Genomic DNA, 22,516 nt, shown 5'->3' with positions numbered 1-22,516 from the left:
GTGTTCAAAAGGAGGGAAAGCATGATAAAGGGATTGTATGAAGCACATTTGCCAGTAAGTGATTTACAAAAATCCATTTTGTTTTACCAAAAACTAGGACTTGAGTTAGCGTATAGGCAAGATCAATTGGCTTTTTTCTGGATTGTGAAAGGGGAAAGTTGGATAGGGCTATGGGAAAGTAAGGAAGTCCTATTAGCTTATCATCCTTCAATTCGCCATATCGCTTTTAGAATTGACGAGGATGATTTATTGCAAGTGAAAGAGTGGCTGCAATCCATCGACATTGAAGTACGAACAGCTTTTGGCTTTTCACCAGCACAACAACCGCTTGTCTTACCAAATTATCCTCATGCACATGCAGCAATTTATTTTACAGATCCTGATGGCAATTCGATTGAACTGATATCACCAATTCAACTGGATGTTGCTAAAAAATTTCCAATGATGTCATTGAATGATTGGACCGAAGCTTAAAATAAGAAGATGCTTCATATAGAAAAAATTGTAATTTTATATGTACGAATATTATAAATTTTGTTACTATGGGTGTTATGTAAATTTAAACTAGGACAACAAGGAGATGCAGCATGTGGAAAAATCGTAACGTCTGGATAATTTTATTAGGTGAGTTTGTAGTAGGTCTTGGCTTATGGGCTGGGATCATCGGAAATTTAGCATTTATGCAAGAGGTTGTGCCGTCTGATTTCTATAAATCATTAATAATTTCAATTGGTATTTTAGCTGGTCTTGTTGTAGCACCGCTCGCAGGACGTTTAATTGATCAATCAAAGAAAAAAACGGTGATTCAATTTGCTAGTGTAGGACGCATTATTAGCGTATTTTTTATGTTTATCGCACTTTATACGAATTCGGTCATTTGGATGATCCTTTTTTTAATTACATTGCAAATTGCGGCAGCGTTTTATATGCCTGCCTTACAGTCGATTATTCCAATGGTCGTGAAAGATCAAGATTTAATTACATTGAATGCATGGCAAATGAATGCTCGCACGATTTCTAGAATAGTAGGAACCGCGGCAGCAGGGTTAATGTTAAGTTATTTTGAGTTGAAATGGTTATACATAATTTCGCTAATCGTTTACATCATTATGTATTTTATTACAAGTGCTTTAACACTCGATGAAACAGTCAGTGTGGCCGTTCAAGATAAAGAGAAAGCCAGGTTTAAGGAAGTACTGCCGATGCTAAAAGAGCATCCGGTTGTACTCATGACACTGGTACTAATGCTCATCCCTACATTGTTTTTAGGCTCTTTTAATTTAGTCATTATGAAAATATCAGAAATGCATCAGTCTACAACAATTTCTGGTTTATTGTATACGGTAGAAGGAATAGGTTTTATGTTAGGGGCGGCAGGGCTGAAATATATTGCTGAGCGAGTGCAAATAGGGACATTATTGTTTAGCCTAGCATTTATCATTGGTTTAATGGAACTGATGCTACTGCTGGCAGATAATACGTTCTTTGCGTTACTGACATTTGGGCTATTTGGTTTTTCTGTCGGTTGTTTTTTCCCAACAACAATGGTGATTTTCCAAAAACAAGTGCCGAAAGAGTACTATGGCCGTTTCTTTTCATTCCGCAATATGATTGATTCTGTCGTCTTCCAAGTCGTTCTTCTATCAACAGGCATGATGCTTGATTTCATTGGCTTAAATGGCATGGGGCTCGTTTTTGGCATTATTAGTTTAAGCTTAACCGTATCATTTTTACTTTTCTCGAAGAAAAAGAATGTCATGATGCATGCACAATAATGTAATCGTTTGAGTGACTGACACTGATAGCACCCACTTAATTATTAAAATTTAATTGTATTAAAAATTCAGAATTGTTTGGGTGACTGGCACTTAGTAATGGAGGGAATATGAAATGAATAGTTATTATGCAGTAATTTTCACATCACAACGCACGGATGACGATAGAGAAGGTTATGGAAAAATGGCAGATGCGATTGAGGCATTAGCTAAACAGCAGCCGGGGTTTCTGCGTGTTGAAAGTACAAGAAATCATGAGGGCCAAGGAATTACGGTATCGTACTGGGAATCGCTTGAAGCAATCCAAAATTGGAAAGGCAATGCAAAACATTTGGTAGCGCAACAATTGGGAAAGGAAAAATGGTACAGTCATTATCATGTAGAAATTTGCCAAGTGTTGCGTAGCTATTCTTTTGAAGAGGGAAGTACTGCACAGTAAAATGATAGAAAGCTAGAAAATCCGTGTACCTGAAAAAAAAGGCGACACGGATTTTCTATTATGAATACGCCATCTATTGCTAATATTTCGTAATCGTAATGCTATTTTCGCCAACTTCTTTATAGGCACGATGGTCAATTGCACCAGCAACAGCTTCAAACGGAATCGCACGTCGAATACCTGCTGTTACAAACTTTTTAGCTTGAATGACCGCATCCTCGACACGAAGGCCTTGCGCCAAACCTGCTGTAATGGCTGCAGAATATGAACATCCTGCTCCGTTTGTATGGATCGTATTTATACGTGGTGCTTCTACTGTCAGCATGCGTTCACCATCATACAAAACGTCTGTTGCAGGACCTTCAAGACGACCGCCTTTTACAAGAACAAATTGCGTACCGAGCTGATGCAAATCACGGGCGGCATCTTGTAAATCTTGTACTGTCGATAACCCTCTGCCACCGAGCAAATATTCTGCCTCGGGCATATTTGGCGTGATAATGGTTGCTTGAGGCAATAGCTTGTCTTTTAAGGAAGCCATAGCCCCTTCCTCCATTAGTGCTGTTCCAACTTTGCCAAACATCACAGGGTCGATGACAACATGTTTAACAGGGGCAGTAGGGAGCCAATTCGCTACGAGTTCGATAATCTCTTTCGTAAATAACATACCTGTTTTTAACGCATCCATACCAATTTGTGAAGCGATCGTATAAAGCTGTGCTTCGAGTACTTCTAGCGATTGTGTATAAACGCCTTGCTTTGTAACAGGGTGTGTTGCGACAAAGGCTGTAATGGCTGAAGTGCCGTATACACCTAATTCTTGAAAAGTTTTTAAATCTGCTTGAATGCCAGCTCCACCACGTGCAGCGGAACCAGCGATTGTACATGCTTTCTTCATCGTAAATGTACTCCTCTTCTTGTTGCATAATAGCAGGTTGATAGTCGTTACTTTTAAAATATTTGAATATTATTATTTTAATAATAGTTATCGTTTAATTGAAAGAGCCAGAAAGCAGCGTTTTTATAATGTCAGTTTCGCTTTATGATAGATTTTGTTGATAGCGTTTCACGGGGATATTGCCAAGTTTACGCCAAATCTTTTCAACAGGGCCCTGGTTATATTTCCGTAACCACAATGTGGAAAAGCCAATCATAAATAATGTAATACCGAGCCACGATGCTTGGATTATTAGTTGGTTAGCATGTTTGGAAAGGCCAAGTCCCCAATTATAGAACAAAAAGGATGCGACGATATTTTGGGCGATATAGCATGTCAGGGCCATTTTACCAACATTACTTATATATTGTTGGGTTTTAACGAATTTTTGATGGCGAGCGACTAAAAAGACTAGGCCGAGATAACCTAAGGATAGGATTGGGGCAAAAACATAGCGGTCTAAAACGACAAATTGGGCGCTAAATAGCGAGAGGGCATTTAAGGGGATACCAATGCCGAGCCCAATCCATAATAAGCGATTTTGCAGTCGAATACCGCATGCATCCATTTTTAATAAACCTTTTCTAACAAGAAAGACGCCAAGTAAAAACAAGAAGATATTCATCGGTAATATCATAATAGCTTCTGAGCGTAATATCCAAAAATGTTCCAGCCGGTAAACGACTTGCTCCCACCATGATAATCCAGACATTTCAAATAATTGATTTTCTTGACGAACCAATAATGCTTGTTCCGTGAGACTACGACGATTAGCACTCATAGTGGCATACGGGCTATTTGGAAATAAGTTTTGTCCAAGTTGAGAAGTCATAAACTTGTCCAATAGAAAGCCTTCCACGATTTGGTGGAAAAGATGGATAGCGACAGCGCAATACATACAAATTTTCATAAATCGCTCCGAGCGTTGAATAATAAACGCGACGACAATAGCTGTTAGTGAATAACTCATTAATACATCAAACTCAAAGACAAAAATATAATGAAGAAAACCATCAATAAACAGTAAAATCATAGACCATAAATAAAGTCGAAACCAGGGGAGTCCTCTATTTTGGAAACTCGTATATTTCAATTGCATACCAATACCAAACATGATTGTTAGTAGCCCAAGAAATTTTCCATTTGTTAAATAATCAGAAAACTTGGATATGTATGAACTGATAACTGAAAAACCAGTTTCATCTACTCCCTCACCCGAATAGTCGGCGAATCCAAAAATCCAAATATTCGTGCCAAGTGTGCCGATAATGGCAAGCCCTCTAGCGACATCAAGTAATTTTATTCTTTCCATAAAAACACCTCACGTAACGATTGTAGAGCGTAATGATTATCATTTAGCTCTCGTAAATAATAAACGAGGTAAGAGGAGGAAGGTTTCGCCAAAATGGGCATTTTAGTGTATTGAAATAGAAAAAAGATGATATTTTTAGGGGAGGGAAAAGTATAATCATATAAAAAAGCACCTTTGCGAGGTGCTTAAAACATTTGTGGGAGCAAGTTATTTAAATAGTGTTGGTTTTTCCGCAACCAAATTTTTAAAATCATGCGATGGGTTAAAAGTTGATGTCTTTTGTTTGGTCTATTTTTTGCTTCCAGCAAACTTTCTAGTAAACTACATGTTTCACTGGCATAAGCTTGAGGCTTCACTAGTACATCCAGCTTCGTATCAATTAACTGAGCTGCTTGTACCTTTGCGAGTAATTGTGCAAAACAAGCCGTCATTTCTTGATAGGCTTCATCCTGTTGTAAATCAATTAGCGTATATAAGGTTTGTTCAATTTCAGCCTCCAATATTTGGAGCTGCTCATTTGTTTGTTGTGTCAAAAAATCACCTCTTGTAAAAAAAAGTCATGCTAGTAGGTAAAAACCGAGTGCAGCAAAAAGGAAGCCAATGATTACTGTACTACCAATATAACTGAAAGCTTGCCCCCATTTATTGTTTTCCACTAGTTGGAGTGTTTCAAAACCGAATGTTGAAAAAGTGGTGTAAGCTCCTAAAAAACCGATACCTAAGAAATGCCACAGCGCAACACTTGGATGGCTAGCAAAAAGCAGCCCAAGAGCAAAAGAGCCTGTGATGTTAATAAAGAAGGTAGCCCATGGATAGGAACTGACAATCCATTTCCCTAAGTAAAATCTCGTTAAAGCTCCTAAAAATCCACCAATTCCTACTAGGATCATTGCACACGCCCCCTTGCTAATCTAGCCCCAAGCCAAGCACAAACTACACCACCAATAACGCTAATGAAACAATAGCCGAATGCCTGTCCCCAATTACTATTGTCAATCAGTAAAAGGGTCTCAAGCGAAAAGGTGGAAAAGGTAGTGAAGGCTCCTAAAAAACCTGTCCCCAAACATAGTACGAGTGGTGTTCGCTTTGTAAAAGTCGAAAAAAGGTATGCTAAACAAAAGCATCCAAGTAAGTTAATAATAAGTGTTGTAGTAGGGTAACTCGTTGTATTGGGCAGTAACACACTAAGACCATAGCGGGAAATCGCCCCAAAAAATCCCCCGATACCAATAGCAAAAAATACTTTCAAATTTCCAAAACTCCTTTTTCTTTTCAGACAAGATGTGTGAGTTAACGATTAGGTTCCTTTAGAAAATGCCAGATTCGCTACAGTCCTTCTATTGTATCAAGGACGAAAGCAGGATGGTAGCTATTCGGCTATTCTATTTGTCTAGCACGCCAAAAACAACGTTGCGTGTTGACGTTAGTCCATTAAATGACTATACTTCAATACTTTAAAGTGCTAATTATTACCTTTTTAGTCTAAAAAATAACAGTTAGAATGTTGACAATTATTTCAATAATGTGATAATCTTCAATAACACTATAAAAAATAAACAAGGAGGGCATGACAATGATGATTTTACCAGTACAATACCAAAGCACAGCTTCATACATTGTCCATGTCTAACGTTGTTATTGTGAATGCAATGAGGTATGGGCACACTTTACCTTTTATAAGAGACGCATGCTCTTTTGAGGGGATGTGTCTTTTTTTATTGCAAAAAATTTGTAGTGAACAAAAAAAGGAGTGTATGAAGTATGCAAAACATCATGAGGAAATTAATTTTTAATAAGGAATTGCTAGATAGTGGGTAGCGAAGATTACACGCAAGGAAGAAAGAAGGTTAGGATAAATGTTTGATGTTTTAAGTAAATTAAGTTGGTTTTTCAAGCAATATTGGAAGCAGTATACACTAGCAATTGTGCTGTTAATGATTGCGAGTGGATTAGAGGTGATCCCGCCTTATTTATTGGGATCAATCATTGATATATTAACAGCTGGTTCCATGACGACTGCTATTTTAGCGAAGTATTTGCTCATTTTTGCAGGTATTATCGTGGGCGGTTATGTATTAAATTTTGTATGGCAATTCCGTTTATTTGAAGGTGCCATTAACTTAGAGAAAATTTTGCGTCGTAATTTAATGCAACATTTTTTACGAATGACTCCTACTTTTTATGAAAAAAATCGCACAGGTGATTTAATGGCACGTGCGACAAACGATTTAAATGCTGTATCCCTAACAGCAGGCTTTGGCATTATGACACTGATTGATTCTACCATTTATATGGGTTGTATCATTTTTGCGATGGGCTATATGATTTCATGGAAGTTAACGTTATTTGCCATGTTGCCAGTACCTATTATGGCCATTATTATTCAATATTTAGGGAAAATTGTGCATGAGCGTTACATGAAGGCACAGGATGCCTTTGGCGAATTAAATGATAGTGTCCTTGAGTCAGTAGCCGGTGTTCGCGTTGTTCGGGCGTATGTGCAAGAGAAGAAAGATGAAGCAGCATTTGCCGCTATGAGTGAAGTTGTTTATGAAAAAAATATGCATACTGCAAAAATCAATGCTTTATTTGGGCCCATAACAAAAGTAGGTACAGGGATTAGTTATGTAGTGGCACTCGGTTACGGTGCACATTTAGTTTCGACTGAGGCGATGACGCTCGGGCAACTCGTAACGTTCACTGTCTATTTAGGTTTAGCAGTATGGCCAATATTTGCTATTGGTGAACTGATTAATGTTATGCAGCAGGGGAATGCCTCATTAGACCGCGTACAAGAAACATTACGTTATAAAGCGGATGTGCAAAATAGCGCATCACCGCAAGAGGTGGCCATTCCGCATGCTATTGGCTTCGACGATTTATCTTTCCAATATCCAATGAGTCAGGTGAAAAATCTGGAGCGTATTTCATTGTCGTTAAAAAAAGGGCAAACACTTGGCATCGTAGGCAAAACTGGGGCTGGTAAAACGACCTTTTTACGACAATTATTACGTGAGTATCCTATTGGTAATGGGCAATTGTCGATTGATGGTATCGATATAACGGCGCAAACAAAGGAACAGTTACTGGATTGGATTGGGTATGTGCCACAGGATCATGTGTTATTCTCACGGACCATTCGAGAAAATATTTTATTCGGGAAAGAAGATGCAACAGAGGAAGAGCTAAAACAAGCCATTCGTGCTGCCTATTTTGAAAAAGATTTAGCTCATCTTCCAATGGGGCTTGAAACACTTGTTGGAGAAAAAGGTGTGTCACTTTCAGGTGGTCAAAAGCAACGTGTGTCCATTGCGCGTGCATTAATAAAAGACCCTGAAATTTTAATACTGGATGATTCGCTTTCGGCTGTAGATGCCAAAACAGAAGCGAAAATTATTGAAAATATTCAGCGAGAACGACAGGATCGAACGACGATTATTACAACCCATCGTTTATCAGGCATACAACATGCCAATATCATTATTGTGCTTGATGAAGGTCAAATAGTAGAACAAGGAACCCATGAACAGCTCCTTTCTCAACAAGGCTGGTATAAAGAGCAATTCGACCGTCAGCAGCTAGAAGGGGGTGCCTCATGAGTACGAGTCAACGCTTAACACGCTATGCGATGTATTTTAAAAAACCGATATTATTAGGGTTATTTTTCTTAACAATTGCTGTATTTACGGAGCTTGTAGGGCCTTTTATTGCCAAATATATCATTGATCATTATATGACGATTGGCCATATTGAGATTAAGCCGATTACATGGTTATTACTTGTGTATTTTATTTTGGCAATTGCAACAGCGGTCTTACGTTATTTTATGTATATTTATTTACAAATGGGCGCCAATCGCGTCGTACAAAAATTACGGAAAGATGTATTTGAGCATATTCAAACATTGCCGATTCAATATTTTGATAACTTACCAGCAGGGAAAATTGTCGCACGTGTAACGAACGATACCGAGGCAGTACGTAATTTATATGTACAGGTGCTATCGAATTTTGTGACAAGTATTATCTCCATTGTTGGTGTATATATGGCACTGTTCTTTTTAAATTGGCAAATGGCTTGTTTAGCATTAGTGATGGTGCCTATCATTTATTTATGGATGATTTTATATCGTAAATTTGCATCCAAATACAACGATGTCATTCGTACGAAAATTGCTGATATTAATGCCATGATTAATGAGTCTATTCAAGGTATGACAATTATTCAAGCATTCCGACGTGAGCAACAAATGACGAAGGAATTTGACGATATGAATAATGAGCATTATGCGTATGAGCGCAAACTATTAGTGCTCGATTCGGCTACTTCTTTTAACTTAGTGAATACGTTAAGGCTTATTATGTTTACTATTTTTATCTTTTATTTTGGGACGCAATCGATGACGACAACGCAAATTGTGTCAGCAGGGACGCTATATGCTTTTGTTGATTTTTTAACGAAACTTTTTAATCCGATTACCAACATTGTCAATCAATTTTCACAACTTGAACGTTCGCTTATTGCAGGGAAGCGCGTGTTTGAAGTATTAGACATAGACGGAGAGCCCGTATCGGAAGTAAGTCTACCAAGATACAAAGGAAATGTTGTATTTGAAGATGTTTCCTTTGCTTATAAAAATGATGATTATGTATTGAAAAACTTATCCTTTGAAGCACATCAAGGGGAAACCATTGCCCTTGTAGGTCATACTGGATCGGGGAAAAGTTCGATTATGAACTTATTATTCCGCTTCTATGACCCATCAAAAGGCAAAATTTCAATTGATGGCATTGATATTACTTCGGTTGCTCGGCAATCAATGCGTGAGCATATGGGGATTGTCTTACAGGATCCGTATTTATTTACAGGAACCATTGCTTCCAATGTGAGCTTAAATAATCCGAAAATTTCGCGTCAAAAAGTAGAAGATTCATTAAAAGCAGTGGGGGGAGATCGAGTGTTAGCAAACTTACCAAATGGCTACGATGAACCAGTAATTGAAAAAGGCAGTACGTTATCTTCTGGTCAGCGCCAACTCATTTCGTTTGCACGTGCACTAGCATTCGATCCAGCCATTTTAATATTAGATGAGGCGACATCCAATATTGATACGGAGACGGAAGAAATTATCCAGCACGCAATGGATGTATTGAAAAAAGGGCGCACTACCTTTATTATTGCCCACCGTCTGTCAACGATTAAAAATGCCGACCGTATCCTTGTCTTGGATCGTGGAGAAATTGTAGAGCGCGGAACGCACGATGAATTGTTAGCACAAGGTGGCATTTACGAAAAAATGTATCAAATGCAAGCGAACTCATTGCAATAAGGATAAGGACGAAGCCCCACTTTCTTTAGTGGGGCTTTAATGATTTTTTTACATTATTTTTGATAACTACTGTGCTGATTTGTATTACAGGGATGGTGACTCCCTTCTAAAGATGTGTTCATATTTAACTACCTTCAGGTGATAGGAAACTATTATTTTTTGATATAATCTCTATAAATGCAAAAGTAAGAAAAATGAATAAGGAGGGGAAATGATGCTTGGTAATAAGGGGAAGTTATCCGCATTATTTTCTGTGGCCGGTCTTATTTTAGTTGCTTGCTTTTATTATTTTCCAATTGCTGCTACCGCATGGATAATCGTCATTATTGTCGGAGAAATGTTTATTGCCATTGGAGTCATTATGAGTGTTTTAAGCTTTATAAAAAGGGAAAAAGGATTTTGGAAGTATACCCCTTTTATTGTTTTGTGGATTTATTTCCTTGGTATTTTCTTATCCATTATACTTATTGCCTTCATAGGTGAGCGTTAGATTTATTGTTAATCTTTAATAGCTACATAGTAAAAAAGTGTTAGATTGATGGCAGTCAATCTAACACTTTTCTCTTTTAGCTAAGAAGAACTCTTCACATTTTGAAAAACATTAACAAAGAATAATAGGACAGAAAGTGCAACGGCGATACCGCCACCCGATACGAAAAGCTCAAATAGCCAACGTGGTACATCGATATAAACCATCATCATCCCAACTAGAAGGAATGGTAATCCAATATTGTAAAGCCAAAACTGAGCTTTTGCGAGCCCGGTCTCTGCGGCATCTTTATAAATGGAATAAACTAAACCTATGAATCCCGTAGTTAGCCAACCTACGACACCAATATGAGCATGTGTCGCCTTCCACTGAAGTTCAACAGTATAATGCATAAATAGGCCAAAAGCGAAAACCAACATTAAATAGAGAATCGAAATCTTTATCCATTTTGCTCCCATTGCAAACAACCCCTTTCCTGAAAGTGATTTAGCTAGCTACTATAGTCTATTCTTGTCGAATGAAAATGATGTCTGTCCACACATACGGAAGATGTTATTGTCAAACAATTGAAAAAACGACAACCTTTTCTTAAAATAAAGGTTATACAGTGTATATTTACCAACAGGAGGAGCTATGAAAAAGAAAATTATTTTGATTGCTGTGCTTTTATGCATGTATAGTTGTAGCGCAGTGACATTTGGAGAACATGCACGGGCGAATGAGCAAACGATGGCTACGAAAATCAACAGTTCAATCGCTAAAAATTGGAAAGACAATGAATATAGTATTACGGTACGAGATATTAATAATGGCCAGGTTTTATACAATAATCATGGTGAAAAAATGATACGTCCTGCTTCTACCCATAAATTACTTGTTAGTGCAGCGGCATTAGATTTACTCGGCCCTGATTATCGCTTTGCCACAAAAGCTTATGTAGATGGTCCTATTGAAGATGGTGTCCTACAAGGCAATATTTATTTACAAGGTGGTGGTGACCCGACATTATTACCTGTCCATTTAGAATCCTTTGCCAATGGGCTGAAAAAATTAGGCATTACGAAAATTACAGGTCAATTGATTGCGGATGATTCTTGGTTTGATGATGATCGTTTACCAAAAGGGATTGTGCCACAAGAAGAGGCGATGTCTTATGCATCCCGTATATCAGCGCTAACGCTTTCACCCGATGACCAGTACGATGTCGCCAATGTGCAAGTCAAAGTGACTGGTACAAAAATTGGTCAAGCAGCAAGTGTTCAACTTTATCCCTATGCCAGTACCATTCCGCTTGTTAACAAAACGAAAATTGTGAAGAAGGGCACGAAATCGACGATCAATATTACGCGAGAATATGGTACAGATCGTATCGTGGTCACAGGTAATTTACCAGCAGGAACAGAGAAAAATACATATGTGACAGTCTATAATCCTACGTTGTTTACACTTGATGTCTTCCGGGAAAAATTAATGGCAAAAGGTATTCAAAAAATGCCCCTTGATATCGGCATCGTGCCCGAAAATGCACAACGAGTTGGGGTATCGTATTCTATTCCGTTAAAGGATATGAACTTCCGATTTTTAAAATTAAGCATTAATGGTATGGGCGAAATGCTGACGAAGCAACTAGGAAAAGAGCTTTTAGGCGAAGGAAGCTGGTCTGCAGGTATTCAAGCAATTCGTACATACGGCATGGACACAGGGCTCAATATGGATCAATGGTACTTTGAAGATGGCTCTGGCTTAAATCATCAAAATCGTGTAAGTAGTATGCAGGAAAGTCTATTATTATATAAGGTTCGTCAAAAACCATGGTACTTCTCTTATTTGGATGCTTTACCACATGCCGGGCGCCAAGGGAAATTAGTAGGGGCAACATTAGAAAAACGCTTGAAAGGTTATAGTGTGTCAGCAAAAACAGGCTATATTACCGGAACATATGCACTGAGTGGCTATGTGCAAGGAAAAAGTGGTAAGTGGTATATTTTTAGTATTTTAACACAAGCCAATAAAAGCTCAGCGATTGCAACGATTGATGACATCGTAAGACACATTGCAAATGAAATGTAAAGGTTTTCAAAAAGTTGAGCAAACTAGTTTAAAATAATATTATATAGTGTTAAACTATTCAACGGATTAAGAAAAGGAGATGTTATCCATGGGAAAATTACAAGATAAAGTAGTGATTATTACTGGCGGTGCTGGTGGTATCGGTAGTGGTATGGCGAAAGCGATGGTAAAAGAAGGAGCAATCGTAGCGATTGTTGATTTAAACGAAGAAACAGGGAAAGCAATGGAAAAAGAATTGCAACAAATTTCTCCAAAATCAATGTTTTTACAAGCAAATTTAATGGATCGTGCTAATTTGCATAAAATTATCGATACAGTAGTAGAAAAATACGGTAAACTAGATGTGTTAGTAAATAATGCACATGCTTCAAAACAAGCATCTATTGAAAATACAACACAAGCTGATTTAGATTTATCATTTGATACTGGTTTCTATCCAACATTCTATTTAATGCAAGCAGCATTACCACACTTAAAAGAAACAAAAGGTAATGTCATTAACTTTGCTTCTGGTGCTGGACTAGCTGGACATGAAACACAAGGTGCATATGCGGCTGCTAAAGAAGCAATCCGCGGTATTTCACGTGTTGCAGCAAATGAGTGGGGTCGTTTCGGTATTAATGTAAACCTAATTAGCCCAATTGCCAATTCACCAGGTGTACAAGCATGGGCAAAAGCACAACCAGAATATTACGAAGAAGTTAAAAATAAAATTCCTTTGGGACGCTTTGGTGATGTGGAAGATGACATCGGCCGCGTAGCAGTATTTTTAGCATGTGAGGATTCTCAATATATTACGGGTCAAACAATTATGGTTGACGGTGGTTCTCTAATGCTTCGCTAATATTCTCGGCTGTTCGAGGAGGATTAGTTTTGAAACAGACAAGTATTTTTAGACTCATTCATATGATTGATCAGATGAATAACGCCAATATTATACGTTTTACGAAGGAATTTCCTTATCCGTTAGGTGTTTCTCCAATTTTAGTTTTAAGCGAGCTAAAACATAAGGGGCCGCAAAGACAAGCGGAGTTGGCGGAAACGATTGGGTATACGAAAGGAGCTATGACGAGTATTGCTGAGAAATTAGTAAAACTAGGCTTAGCGGAAAGACTATACGATGAAAACGACCGTCGTACTATTCGTCTACAAATAACGGAAGAGGGTAAAAATGCTTTCAACAAAGCGCAAGATGTTGGTAAAGATGTCTTTATTCAACTATTTGAAGTACTGAATGAAGAAGAAATTGAACAGTACTTGTTAATTTTAGAAAAGTTAGTGCAAGGAATAAAGGACAGAAATCAATAACCTTTATCAATCAAGCTCAAACGTTAGACAAAATATTTCGGGAAGGTTCTTCTCGAGATATTTTGTTTTTTTTTATTTCAAAGAACTATATTTGCAAAATATTCAAAAACGTGTGCAAGAATGGTTGGTATACTAATCATTTATACCTATCACTTTCGTTGTGAATAATTGGACTTTATTTGGAAAAATTCATAAAATCGACAAAAATAGCTTTAAAATTTACAGAAAATTTGCTATTCTAAACGATACACAAAGGGAATTAACACAATTTTTTTCATTGAAGGGGAATGTTGAAATTCATGTCAATTAAATTCAAACTTTATTTTGCTTTTGCTTTATTATTTATTAGTATTATTGGAATCTCTATTAACGGTTATATGGATTTAACGAACATGAAAAATGAGTATAACCATATTCTTGCATCACGTGTTGAACAAATATATCTCGCTTCAGATTTACAAAGTAATACAAAGCAACAAAGTATGTATATGGAACAGTATATTGAAAACGGCAAGGAGGAAACGTTAGAAAATTTCCGCAGTACCCAATTAAAAATTCAAATCGGCATCGGTCAATTACATGACATGATCGAAGATGAACAACTGTTGGAAGTAAATAATAAAATGCAAGAAGGAAAAAAATCTTTTGATAAAGTGGCTGAGACCATTATTTCAGCAGTCGAGGCAGGCGATGTATCGACTGCACGAGAGTTATATGATAAGCATTTATGGCGACTAAGTTTAATGGGCAGTATTGCAACTGAAATGCTGGCATTTAATAAAATGAAATTTTCTGAAGTGGCTACAAATGCCGAGCAAAAAGTACATAAAAGCGCGATAACAGCTGTTGTCATTGGCTTCATTACAGTAGCTATTTGTATATTTTTTAGTATTTTAACAGCGGTGAAAATTGCTAATCCACTAAAAGCTATGGCCAATGCTGTAAAGCAAATAGCACAAGGAGATTTGACCATCCAAGATGTACAAGTAAAATCGAAAGACGAAATTGGTACATTAGCAAGGGCTTTCAATGATATGAAGCAATCAATCCAAGCGCTCATTCGCTCGTCTGGTGAAACTGCGCATGAGCTTTCTGCCGTGGCTGAAGAATTGACTGCAAGCACAACACAAGTGACGGCTACATCTAATTACGTAGCAACAACTGTGGAAGACATAGCTTCTAGTTCTAAAATCTCTTCAACTGTGTCCAATGAAGCCTCACTCGCAATAAATGAAACAACTACTGGTATTCAGCAAATTGCTGATGCCACGTATTCAGTACTTGGCAAAGCAAAACAGACAAAAGAAACAGCCGATGCAGGACAGTTAACGATTGAACATGCCCAGCAACAAATGAATACCATTTTTCATTCCACTAAAGAAACAGCAACATTAATAGCTAGACTGACGAAACAATCTGAAGAAATTCAAAATATCACAAAAGTCATTACAGATATTACGGAACAGACGAATTTACTTGCGCTAAATGCTGCGATTGAAGCAGCACGGGCTGGAGAGCATGGCAAAGGATTTGCCGTTGTAGCAGACGAAGTCCGAAAATTAGCAAGTCAGTCAAAAGATTCAGCACAGAATATCGTTCAACTTACATCCGATATTTTACGGGAAACAAAAAATGTAGAAGCGGCTGTTTTACATGGCCAAACAACAGTCGAGCAGGGGGTTGAGGTAATTGCACAGGCAGGTACAGCCTTCCATAAAATCGTCCATGCTATTGAGGATATGACGGATGAAGTGACTACCGTTACGGCGATCACACAAGAGATGTCCGCTTCCTCAGAAGAAATTTCCGCTTCGATCCAAGAATTAAATGGTCATGTTGGAAAGAATGCGCAAGGCACAGAGGAAATGGCGCAGCAAATTGTCAAACAAGTAGCTTCTCTTCAGGAAATTAATCATATTTCCACAAGTTTGAATGATAAAGCATTGGAGTTGTCAAATAGCATTTCTAGCTTTAAATATTGATGCTTAATATGTATAATTGGTAAAAACTAGATTGCGACTTATTTTCGCCCAATATGCATATAAATAGACTATATAAACTTTTTTCCAACCTAAAACGTCAAAATAGAGGGGCATTATTTTTAAAAAGCTAGAGAGGACTTAAGAATGGAAAAAAACATGAAACGTTCCAAGGAAAAAAAGAGTAAGAAAAAAATGTGGCTATGGATAGTAGGGAGCCTATTAACAATTTTTCTAATTTTTGTAGGTACTGCTTATTACACTATCCAGAAGACAATGAATAAAATAAATACACCACTTGTTGAAACAGCAGAGACGACAGAAAATACGCCAAAAACTGTTACGAAAAAAGAACCGTTTTCTGTGCTGATGCTCGGTGTGGATGAGCGCAAGGATGATAGTGGTCGTTCAGACACAATGATTGTCATCACGGTTAACCCTGAAAAACAAACGATGAAAATGCTAAGTATCCCACGAGATACAAGAACGGAAATTATTGGTCATGATACAGTCGATAAAATTAATCATGCCTATGCATTTGGTGGCGTACCAATGGCGATGGATACGGTTGAAAACCTGTTGGATATTCCACTCGATTATTATGTGTTCATTAATATGGAGGGGTTCCTGCAAATTATTGATACGCTTGGTGGTGTAACGATTGAAAATGATATGGATTTAACTTACGATTCGTACCATTATCCTAAAGGACAACTAACATTAAATGGTGACGAAGCGCTTATTTTTTCACGTATCCGTTATGAAGATCCACGTGGTGATTTTGGCCGTCAAATTCGTCAACGTCAAATTATTGAAGCAGTGATGAAAAAAGCTTCAACACCGTCCATGTTATTAAAGGCAACTGATATGCTAGATGTAGTCGGAGACAATGTTCGCATGAATTTTACGGTGAAAGATTTAATCCAGTTACAAAGTATATACAAAAAAATGGATGGCAATATTGAACAGTTATCATTTGAGGCAGAAGGGGGTAAGAAGATTGATCATATTTGGTACTATATCCCCGATGAAACAGAGCTACAACAAATACAAACAGAGTTAAAAACACACTTACAATAAGTGTGGATTTTCCACGCTTTCGCTTGGTTACAATAGTTGTAAATAATGTGCTTTCGAAGGGAGAGAGATGAATGAATGGGAGGACGCAGGTGCTTCGGTACACAGCATTAAATAATTGCATGCAAAGCTATGTACCTAAACGTAAAGTACAAAAAAGTCCAATCAATCTCATGTTGAAACAGCTACAACTATTTTGTTTTAAAATGTTTATGTAAGGCTAAAAAATCATTCAGGTAGGATGCATGCCTAGTTGAATGATTTTTTTAGTGAAGAGAAGGACAATCAATATTTTATTTCGTTTGAAATATCTGAATATTAAGTGTATAATAACTAATATAAAGAAATGGTTGGGGGAGTGATTGTGATGATGATTGGTACAATTTTGTTAGCCATCGCGTTGCCGGTAGGGATATTATTAGCAGTAGATTTATTTAACGAGCAGCATCACTCTACTACATAAAGAACCATTTCTGAAGAAAACTTATAAATCTGTCATTATACAACTTAAGACATAACGATAAAATCGCAGCGTAAGTCGCAGGCATTGCATCCTTAGTGAGGATGGAAAGAGAAAAAGTGTTAGATTGACTTTATCAATCTAGCACTTTTTCTCTTGCACGTATCCTTGAACTTTGCTGTGAAAGAAACATTTTGTGTTATTATTCGTCAATAGTTATGAGAAAATGCTATACTATAAAAAAAAGTATCGGGGTATGAGTATGCAAGCAGAAAAAACGAATATGAAAAAAGAAATCCTATCCTACATAAAAATTATTGTCATTACAGCAATTGTTGTTTTAGGCTGTAAGCAATTTTTATTTGCACCGATAAAAGTACAAGGTGCTTCGATGTATCCGACTTATGAGGATAAGGATATTATTATTGTTAGTAAAACAAGTAAAATTGAACGATTTGACCAAATTGTTTTTCAATCACCGACTGAGGATGAATTATATATCAAACGTGTGATAGGACTGCCAGGAGATACAGTGGAAATGAAAGATGATGTATTGTATGTCAATGGCAAGGCCTACAAAGAAGATTATGTAAATCGTCAAACCGATGATCCAAGTCAATTACGAATTACGGAAAATTTCACTTTAGAGGGCTTAACGAATGAGAAAAAAGTACCTGAAGGAAAGTATTTTGTAATGGGTGATAACCGCCTAAAAAGTTATGATAGTCGCCATTACGGCTTAATCGGCAAAGATGCCATTTTTGGTGAAGCTAAATTAACGCTATATCCGTTTAAGCACTTTCACATAGGTCGTGAATAGATAATTCCATTTAAATCCATGAGGCAGCTCAATAGTAATTGGGCTTGCCTCTTTATTTTGCTGCTAAGGCTTTACAAACTTTATCGCTAGCATAATAGACGCAAACGGTGTCGTTTTCAACCGTTTCTTTTATTGGGCGTTGCTGTTTGTCCACTTGTGAGGATGGTTGATCGATGGTGAATTCTTCGACTACTAGTTCGGTGCCATAAAATAGCATTAGAAAATAGCAAACTAAACCAAAAATACGCAAACAATCACCCCATCTTTATATCATTTATTATTATTATTTATGGTCGAATGACAAAAAATATAAGCAAAATCTAAAAAAAATTAGTAAATAGAAAAATGTTGTATCGTCAAAATCAATATGCTAATATAGCTAAAGAAAATAATGATCTGTATAACCTCAATAATATGGATTGAGGGTCTCTACCAGGAACCATAAAATCCTGACTACAAAAATTTGCTTTTATTTTGTAGTTAGGCTTTTTTTTTGTGCCTAAATACTAGATGGAAGTATGATAGAAAGGTGATTACATGAATTGGAGAGTATTTATACTGGCAGCTACAACTTTTGCAGTCGGCTTAGTAGAGCTAATTGTCGGGGGGATTTTGCCATATATTGCAGAAGATTTGAACGTATCTGAAGCGACAGCTGGGCAGTTAATTACGATATTTGCACTCGTATATGCCATTTCAGCGCCAGTTCTATTATCGTTAACAGCGAAAGTGGAACGGAAGCAACTATATCTTATTTCATTACTAACATTTACTTTAGGTAATGTAATGACTTATTTAAGTCCAACGTTCGCCATCGTAATGATTGCACGCATTATGACAGCGATGAGTACTGCGCTCGTTATCGTATTGTCTTTGACAATTACAACAAAAATAGTGGAACCAAGGCATCGTGCCAAAGCATTAGGGCTTATTTTTATCGGTGTGAGTTCTGCATTAGTGATCGGTGTACCTGTAGGAATTTTTATTACGGAGGCATTCGGATGGCGTGCCGTATTTTTGGGTATTGCAGGTTTATCGACTATCGCTATGATTTTAATCTATTTGCTATTAGACAAAATGCCAGTTGTTGAAGTGATACCTTTAAAAGCACAAATAAAGTCTTTAGCCAATTTAAAAATAGCGACGGCTCATGTAACGACATTGCTTATGCTGGCCGGTCATTATACGCTCTATGCTTACTTCACACCGTTTTTAGTAGAAGCTTTTCATTTAAACTCCACATGGATTAGTATTTGCTACTTAGTATTTGGGCTGGCTTCGGTAAGTGGTAATGCGATAGGTGGTTGGTTAAGTGATAAAATCGGTTCTGGCAAATCCATTGTGCTCATTATTGCAGCTTTTGCCGTAGTGTTGTTTTTAATACCTTATACAATTATAGCTTTCCCGTTGTTTTTAATTGTTACTGTTTTTTGGGGTGCGCTTAGCTGGGCGTTAACGCCACCATTACAAAACTACTTAATTCAAACAGACCCTGAAACTTCTGATATTCAACAAAGCTTAAATACGGCTGCCCTACAAATTGGTATTTCAATAGGTTCTGCAGTAGGTGGAGCGCTGTTTACGTTGACAGGTTCGGTCATGCATTTAGCTAGTTTCGGTGCGATTTTAGTTGTAGGTGCGTTAGGCTGTGCTATTTTTTCGATTAAGAGAACATCATTGTCAGCTCGTAATCAATTCGATGGCCATATGTAAAAGTTACTTTGAAGACGAATGGAAAATAGAAAAAAGAAGGACTATGCTTGTTGAAACTAGAATGTAAGAGTAGAGAGGGAGGCTGGTAAATAAATGCAAGTAGATTTAACGGAATTTGAAGGATTGAATGTGAAAGTTGTCGCCACGGTTGATCATACGCTTTATCGCAACGTTGGAGCTATCATTTTATATGAAGAGGATTCACACATTTTATCTGTACGAAAACTGAAACGAAAAATCGCCGACCAATATATACCAACAGACGAACTCGAAAACTTTATTTTTGACTCACAAGCAGATGCCATTAAATTTACAAGTAAACTAACAAGAATGACTGCACTTGATTATTTATTAGTTACAAATAGAGAAAAGCAACTAAATGATTAGCATTGTAGGTCGTCTTGTGAAGAAGCGAGACGACCTTAAGCTATGCATTACCTACAATGGAGTAGGAGAAAGGTACCAACCTTTTTTGTTGCTAATTTCACTTAACTTCGCACCTAGAATGGCATACCTCATATGAAATACACGATATTTTGTCGTCTCATTTCGCTCAAAAGACATGTCCATTGCTTGACTAATTGAAATTAATGCAGAGGCAATATTCATCGATAAGATGGCACTAATTTCACCATCATTAATAACTACCTTATTTCGGATCTTCGCTATTTGTAAATGTTCGTTATGAATGGATAGCGGCGGGGCAAGAACACCATTGTCTTTTAATAATTCCTCAAGCTGCTTATTTTCTTCTTTTAAACATTGAATAAACTCCAAAATGATTTCTTTTAAATTTCGATCTACTGCATATTTGAAAAAGAAATGATTGCTAGCTATGTAGCCGTTATTGACACCTAGTTGTTTCCAAATAGCAAAAAATTCTTTAAAGGGTAGAGACTCTATATTTTGATTTGCCATTTTCATTGTCGCACGTCCTAACTTTTTTTATAGTTGTTGAATGTGAGATTAGGATGGGACAATAAAGGGTTTTTTATACATTTCAATAAAAAAAAGACAACTCAAGCGTGGCGTGAGTTGTTCTTACTAGCAACGATATTCGTATGCAGTTAAGCTCCACCATTTTACATCCGTAGTTCCTAAAGATGTCCAAGTGGGGAGGCTTGGGCCAAGTATTGTTATGTTTTTACTTATTTTAAAGCTCTTCATTGCAAGTGCGATTGTCGGGACGTATTGCAGTTGTGTAGGAAACATTTTTTAGTATTTGTGTTATAGGAGCAGCTAGCATGCCATTGTTACAGAGCATGTCAACTTAATAATACGAACTATGCTGATAAGAGACTGGATAGTGGTACGGATATGGGTGCTGGTTGTAATATGGCTGTGTTTGCAAGGAATTCGGTGTAACCGTGTTCGTTTGATTGCAATTATTGGCAGGCCCGATATACGTAGAAGGGACAACAGGCGCAATTGTTTGCTGCCATAAGTTTTCATTTATGCAATACGTTTGTGCCATAATATTGGATGGCGTAAATTTCAATATATCGGAACCTAAAATCACTTCAGGTGTAGGGGCATCGAAAATAGCAAGAATATGCGTATTGTCGGCATTCGCGACGATATAATGCCACCATCCTTGTGGGATGTTAGCCACCTGTCCAGGTTTTATAGCATAGTTCTGAATTTGTTTTGTAATTGGATTTAGAATGGAAACAGTCGCTACTCCAGAAATACAATAAACTAGCTCCCCAGCATTTTGATGATAATGAGGTTCTACTACATTATTCATACTTAGGAAAATATCAAGCAACGATACGTTTTCTAAAGTATTTAATTGGGCAATGCCAAGAATGTTAATATAATTTTGTTGATCCTTCTTAAACAACGGGCTTGTATTGACATCAAACGTAAACTGTGTGGATGGTGATGTGTAATCAATAGACATTCATTACATCCTTCCTATGTTCTTCAATATCATAGGTTATGATAAAAGGGGATGACGCAATAAACGAATGCCTATTGTTCAATTGCGAATAAACGCATCATCATCAAGAGATTTGTTTACAAAAATATTAAATAAAGTTTTATTATGGTATTATATGGTTAGAACAATACTACGTTAATAAAAAAGAGGAATAGGCAAATGAAGAAAATTGTAGTTTTCATTTTACCGTTTTTTATCATAGTTATGTTGACAGGATGCAATAGTAGCAAAACAATTTATCAACCAGAAGGCACAATCATAAAAGATAGTCATGATTATGTGATGCTTCCAGGAGACTATAGCTGGAAAGAAGATAATGTGGAAATGACTACATTAAGCGCTTACGATATCGGGGAATTAGCGGATCAATTTGAAACATTAGAAGTTGAAAAGAATGATATTTTAACATTTCATATTACAAAAAGTCCTTCTTCAATTATTGTAACAAAATATAATGAGGATGGAACGAGTGAAGTGATTGAAACAACAAATCATCAATTAACTATGCCAAATAATAGTGGTACTTATATTTATGAAATGAAAGCAAGGTGGCCTCAAGGCAAAATAAACTTTGTTTTTGATGTACATGTAAAGTAACGGGAGAATGTGCCAACGCATATCGCTTACAGCCGTGTCTTCAGTGTTATTCAAAAAGAGAATGCTATTAACGATCGATATTTCGCCGTAGCATCAGCTTGAAAACCTTATCATAAGTAAACAATTAGTCACCGAATGTTAGAGAACTGCACTCTATTGTTAATTAATTTTAACAAATAGTGTGCAGTTTTTTTATCTCGATATTACAACCTTGCCAAACCGTATCGACAGAACAAATGTTAGTCAGATTAGTAGTCCGAACAGCAAT

Annotated in this window: 25 protein-coding genes and 1 riboswitch; of the genes, 16 read left to right on the top strand and 9 right to left on the bottom strand. The window is 37.0% G+C overall.

Annotated elements, in window-relative coordinates; translation table 11 throughout:
- The first annotated feature begins 21 nt into the window (after nt 1-21).
- The 3 genes from ACKVEV_RS07220 to ACKVEV_RS07210 all read left to right on the top strand — a co-directional run bounded on the left by ACKVEV_RS07220 (nt 22) and on the right by ACKVEV_RS07210 (nt 2,214).
- Nucleotides 22-474: a VOC family protein gene (locus ACKVEV_RS07220; protein ID WP_409369727.1), complete on the top strand. Its 453-nt coding sequence runs from the start codon at nt 22-24 to the stop codon at nt 472-474.
- Nucleotides 475-587: 113 nt separating this feature from the next.
- Nucleotides 588-1,775: an MFS transporter gene (locus ACKVEV_RS07215; protein ID WP_409369726.1), complete on the top strand. Its 1,188-nt coding sequence runs from the start codon at nt 588-590 to the stop codon at nt 1,773-1,775.
- A 115-nt stretch (nt 1,776-1,890) separates the two neighbouring features.
- Nucleotides 1,891-2,214, top strand: coding sequence for an antibiotic biosynthesis monooxygenase family protein (locus ACKVEV_RS07210; RefSeq protein ID WP_409369725.1), 324 nt, complete (start codon nt 1,891-1,893; stop codon nt 2,212-2,214).
- 79 nt (nt 2,215-2,293) lie between these two features.
- On the opposite strand, the gene thiD is transcribed toward ACKVEV_RS07210, so the two are convergent.
- The 5 genes from thiD to crcB form a co-directional block, all read right to left on the bottom strand.
- A complete protein-coding gene (gene thiD, locus ACKVEV_RS07205; RefSeq protein WP_409369724.1) occupies nt 2,294-3,112 on the bottom strand; it encodes a bifunctional hydroxymethylpyrimidine kinase/phosphomethylpyrimidine kinase in 819 nt (272 codons plus the stop codon).
- 142 nt (nt 3,113-3,254) lie between these two features.
- Nucleotides 3,255-4,463: a DUF418 domain-containing protein gene (locus tag ACKVEV_RS07200; protein WP_409369723.1), complete on the bottom strand. Its 1,209-nt coding sequence runs from the start codon at nt 4,461-4,463 to the stop codon at nt 3,255-3,257.
- Nucleotides 4,464-4,648: 185 nt separating this feature from the next.
- Nucleotides 4,649-4,996, bottom strand: coding sequence for a hypothetical protein (locus ACKVEV_RS07195; protein ID WP_409369722.1), 348 nt, complete (start codon nt 4,994-4,996; stop codon nt 4,649-4,651).
- A gap of 24 nt (nt 4,997-5,020) precedes the next feature.
- Nucleotides 5,021-5,353, bottom strand: a complete 333-nt coding sequence (locus tag ACKVEV_RS07190) for a fluoride efflux transporter FluC (RefSeq protein WP_409369721.1) — start codon at nt 5,351-5,353, stop codon at nt 5,021-5,023.
- Nucleotides 5,350-5,712 (bottom strand): fluoride efflux transporter CrcB, encoded by a 363-nt coding sequence (gene crcB, locus ACKVEV_RS07185; RefSeq protein WP_409369720.1) that lies wholly within the window; start codon nt 5,710-5,712, stop codon nt 5,350-5,352. The genes ACKVEV_RS07190 and crcB overlap by 4 nt, the downstream gene beginning before the upstream one ends.
- A gap of 607 nt (nt 5,713-6,319) precedes the next feature.
- On the opposite strand from crcB, the gene ACKVEV_RS07180 reads away from it, so the two are divergent.
- From ACKVEV_RS07180 to ACKVEV_RS07170, 3 genes are all read left to right on the top strand, one after another.
- Nucleotides 6,320-8,062: an ABC transporter ATP-binding protein gene (locus ACKVEV_RS07180; protein WP_409369719.1), complete on the top strand. Its 1,743-nt coding sequence runs from the start codon at nt 6,320-6,322 to the stop codon at nt 8,060-8,062.
- The gene (locus ACKVEV_RS07175) at nt 8,059-9,792 is read left to right on the top strand and encodes an ABC transporter ATP-binding protein (RefSeq protein WP_409369718.1); all 1,734 of its coding nucleotides are present in this window, start codon (nt 8,059-8,061) and stop codon (nt 9,790-9,792) included. The genes ACKVEV_RS07180 and ACKVEV_RS07175 overlap by 4 nt, the downstream gene beginning before the upstream one ends.
- A gap of 211 nt (nt 9,793-10,003) precedes the next feature.
- The gene (locus tag ACKVEV_RS07170) at nt 10,004-10,282 is read left to right on the top strand and encodes a hypothetical protein (RefSeq protein WP_409369717.1); all 279 of its coding nucleotides are present in this window, start codon (nt 10,004-10,006) and stop codon (nt 10,280-10,282) included.
- Between the two features lie 80 nt (nt 10,283-10,362).
- Here the strand turns inward: ACKVEV_RS07170 and ACKVEV_RS07165 are convergent, their stop codons facing one another.
- On the bottom strand, nt 10,363-10,740 hold the full coding sequence (locus ACKVEV_RS07165; RefSeq protein ID WP_409369716.1) for a hypothetical protein: 378 nt from the start codon (nt 10,738-10,740) through the stop codon (nt 10,363-10,365).
- A gap of 175 nt (nt 10,741-10,915) precedes the next feature.
- On the opposite strand from ACKVEV_RS07165, the gene dacB reads away from it, so the two are divergent.
- The 7 genes from dacB to lepB all read left to right on the top strand — a co-directional run bounded on the left by dacB (nt 10,916) and on the right by lepB (nt 17,996).
- A complete protein-coding gene (gene dacB / locus ACKVEV_RS07160) occupies nt 10,916-12,352 on the top strand; it encodes a D-alanyl-D-alanine carboxypeptidase/D-alanyl-D-alanine-endopeptidase (protein WP_409369715.1) in 1,437 nt (478 codons plus the stop codon).
- Between the two features lie 88 nt (nt 12,353-12,440).
- The gene (locus ACKVEV_RS07155; protein WP_409369714.1) at nt 12,441-13,196 is read left to right on the top strand and encodes an SDR family NAD(P)-dependent oxidoreductase; all 756 of its coding nucleotides are present in this window, start codon (nt 12,441-12,443) and stop codon (nt 13,194-13,196) included.
- Between the two features lie 29 nt (nt 13,197-13,225).
- Nucleotides 13,226-13,660, top strand: a complete 435-nt coding sequence (locus ACKVEV_RS07150) for a MarR family winged helix-turn-helix transcriptional regulator (protein WP_409369713.1) — start codon at nt 13,226-13,228, stop codon at nt 13,658-13,660.
- 299 nt (nt 13,661-13,959) lie between these two features.
- Nucleotides 13,960-15,642 carry a methyl-accepting chemotaxis protein gene (locus tag ACKVEV_RS07145; protein ID WP_409369712.1) on the top strand — a complete coding sequence of 561 codons (1,683 nt, stop codon included), beginning with the start codon at nt 13,960-13,962 and terminating at the stop codon, nt 15,640-15,642.
- A 144-nt stretch (nt 15,643-15,786) separates the two neighbouring features.
- Entirely contained in the window at nt 15,787-16,719 is a 933-nt protein-coding gene (locus ACKVEV_RS07140) for an LCP family protein (protein WP_409369711.1), read from the top strand.
- Between the two features lie 364 nt (nt 16,720-17,083).
- Nucleotides 17,084-17,179 carry a transcriptional regulator gene (locus ACKVEV_RS07135; RefSeq protein WP_409369710.1) on the top strand — a complete coding sequence of 32 codons (96 nt, stop codon included), beginning with the start codon at nt 17,084-17,086 and terminating at the stop codon, nt 17,177-17,179.
- Between the two features lie 259 nt (nt 17,180-17,438).
- Nucleotides 17,439-17,996: a signal peptidase I gene (lepB, locus tag ACKVEV_RS07130; protein ID WP_409369709.1), complete on the top strand. Its 558-nt coding sequence runs from the start codon at nt 17,439-17,441 to the stop codon at nt 17,994-17,996.
- A gap of 52 nt (nt 17,997-18,048) precedes the next feature.
- Here lepB and ACKVEV_RS07125 read toward each other — a convergent pair whose 3' ends face one another.
- A complete protein-coding gene (locus ACKVEV_RS07125) occupies nt 18,049-18,246 on the bottom strand; it encodes a hypothetical protein (RefSeq protein WP_409369708.1) in 198 nt (65 codons plus the stop codon).
- Nucleotides 18,247-18,372: 126 nt separating this feature from the next.
- Nucleotides 18,373-18,472: riboswitch (purine riboswitch) on the top strand.
- A 61-nt stretch (nt 18,473-18,533) separates the two neighbouring features.
- Here ACKVEV_RS07125 and ACKVEV_RS07120 point away from each other — a divergent pair.
- A complete protein-coding gene (locus ACKVEV_RS07120; protein ID WP_409369707.1) occupies nt 18,534-19,709 on the top strand; it encodes an MFS transporter in 1,176 nt (391 codons plus the stop codon).
- 93 nt (nt 19,710-19,802) lie between these two features.
- Complete coding sequence (locus ACKVEV_RS07115; RefSeq protein WP_409369706.1) at nt 19,803-20,096, top strand: hypothetical protein; 294 nt, start codon at nt 19,803-19,805, stop codon at nt 20,094-20,096.
- A gap of 51 nt (nt 20,097-20,147) precedes the next feature.
- Here the strand turns inward: ACKVEV_RS07115 and ACKVEV_RS07110 are convergent, their stop codons facing one another.
- Nucleotides 20,148-20,633: a DUF3231 family protein gene (locus ACKVEV_RS07110; protein ID WP_409369705.1), complete on the bottom strand. Its 486-nt coding sequence runs from the start codon at nt 20,631-20,633 to the stop codon at nt 20,148-20,150.
- A 346-nt stretch (nt 20,634-20,979) separates the two neighbouring features.
- Nucleotides 20,980-21,612, bottom strand: coding sequence for a cupin domain-containing protein (locus tag ACKVEV_RS07105; RefSeq protein ID WP_409369704.1), 633 nt, complete (start codon nt 21,610-21,612; stop codon nt 20,980-20,982).
- A gap of 198 nt (nt 21,613-21,810) precedes the next feature.
- Here ACKVEV_RS07105 and ACKVEV_RS07100 point away from each other — a divergent pair, with 198 nt between their 5' ends.
- Nucleotides 21,811-22,248, top strand: coding sequence for a hypothetical protein (locus tag ACKVEV_RS07100; RefSeq protein ID WP_409369703.1), 438 nt, complete (start codon nt 21,811-21,813; stop codon nt 22,246-22,248).
- Nucleotides 22,249-22,516 lie beyond the last annotated feature (268 nt).

The organism is Lysinibacillus sp. 38-6, from assembly GCF_046245175.1.
Classification (GTDB): Bacteria; Bacillota; Bacilli; order Bacillales_A; family Planococcaceae; genus Lysinibacillus.
Note: the sequence above shows the minus strand (reverse complement) of the source record. Positions and strands in the feature narration are given on the sequence as shown.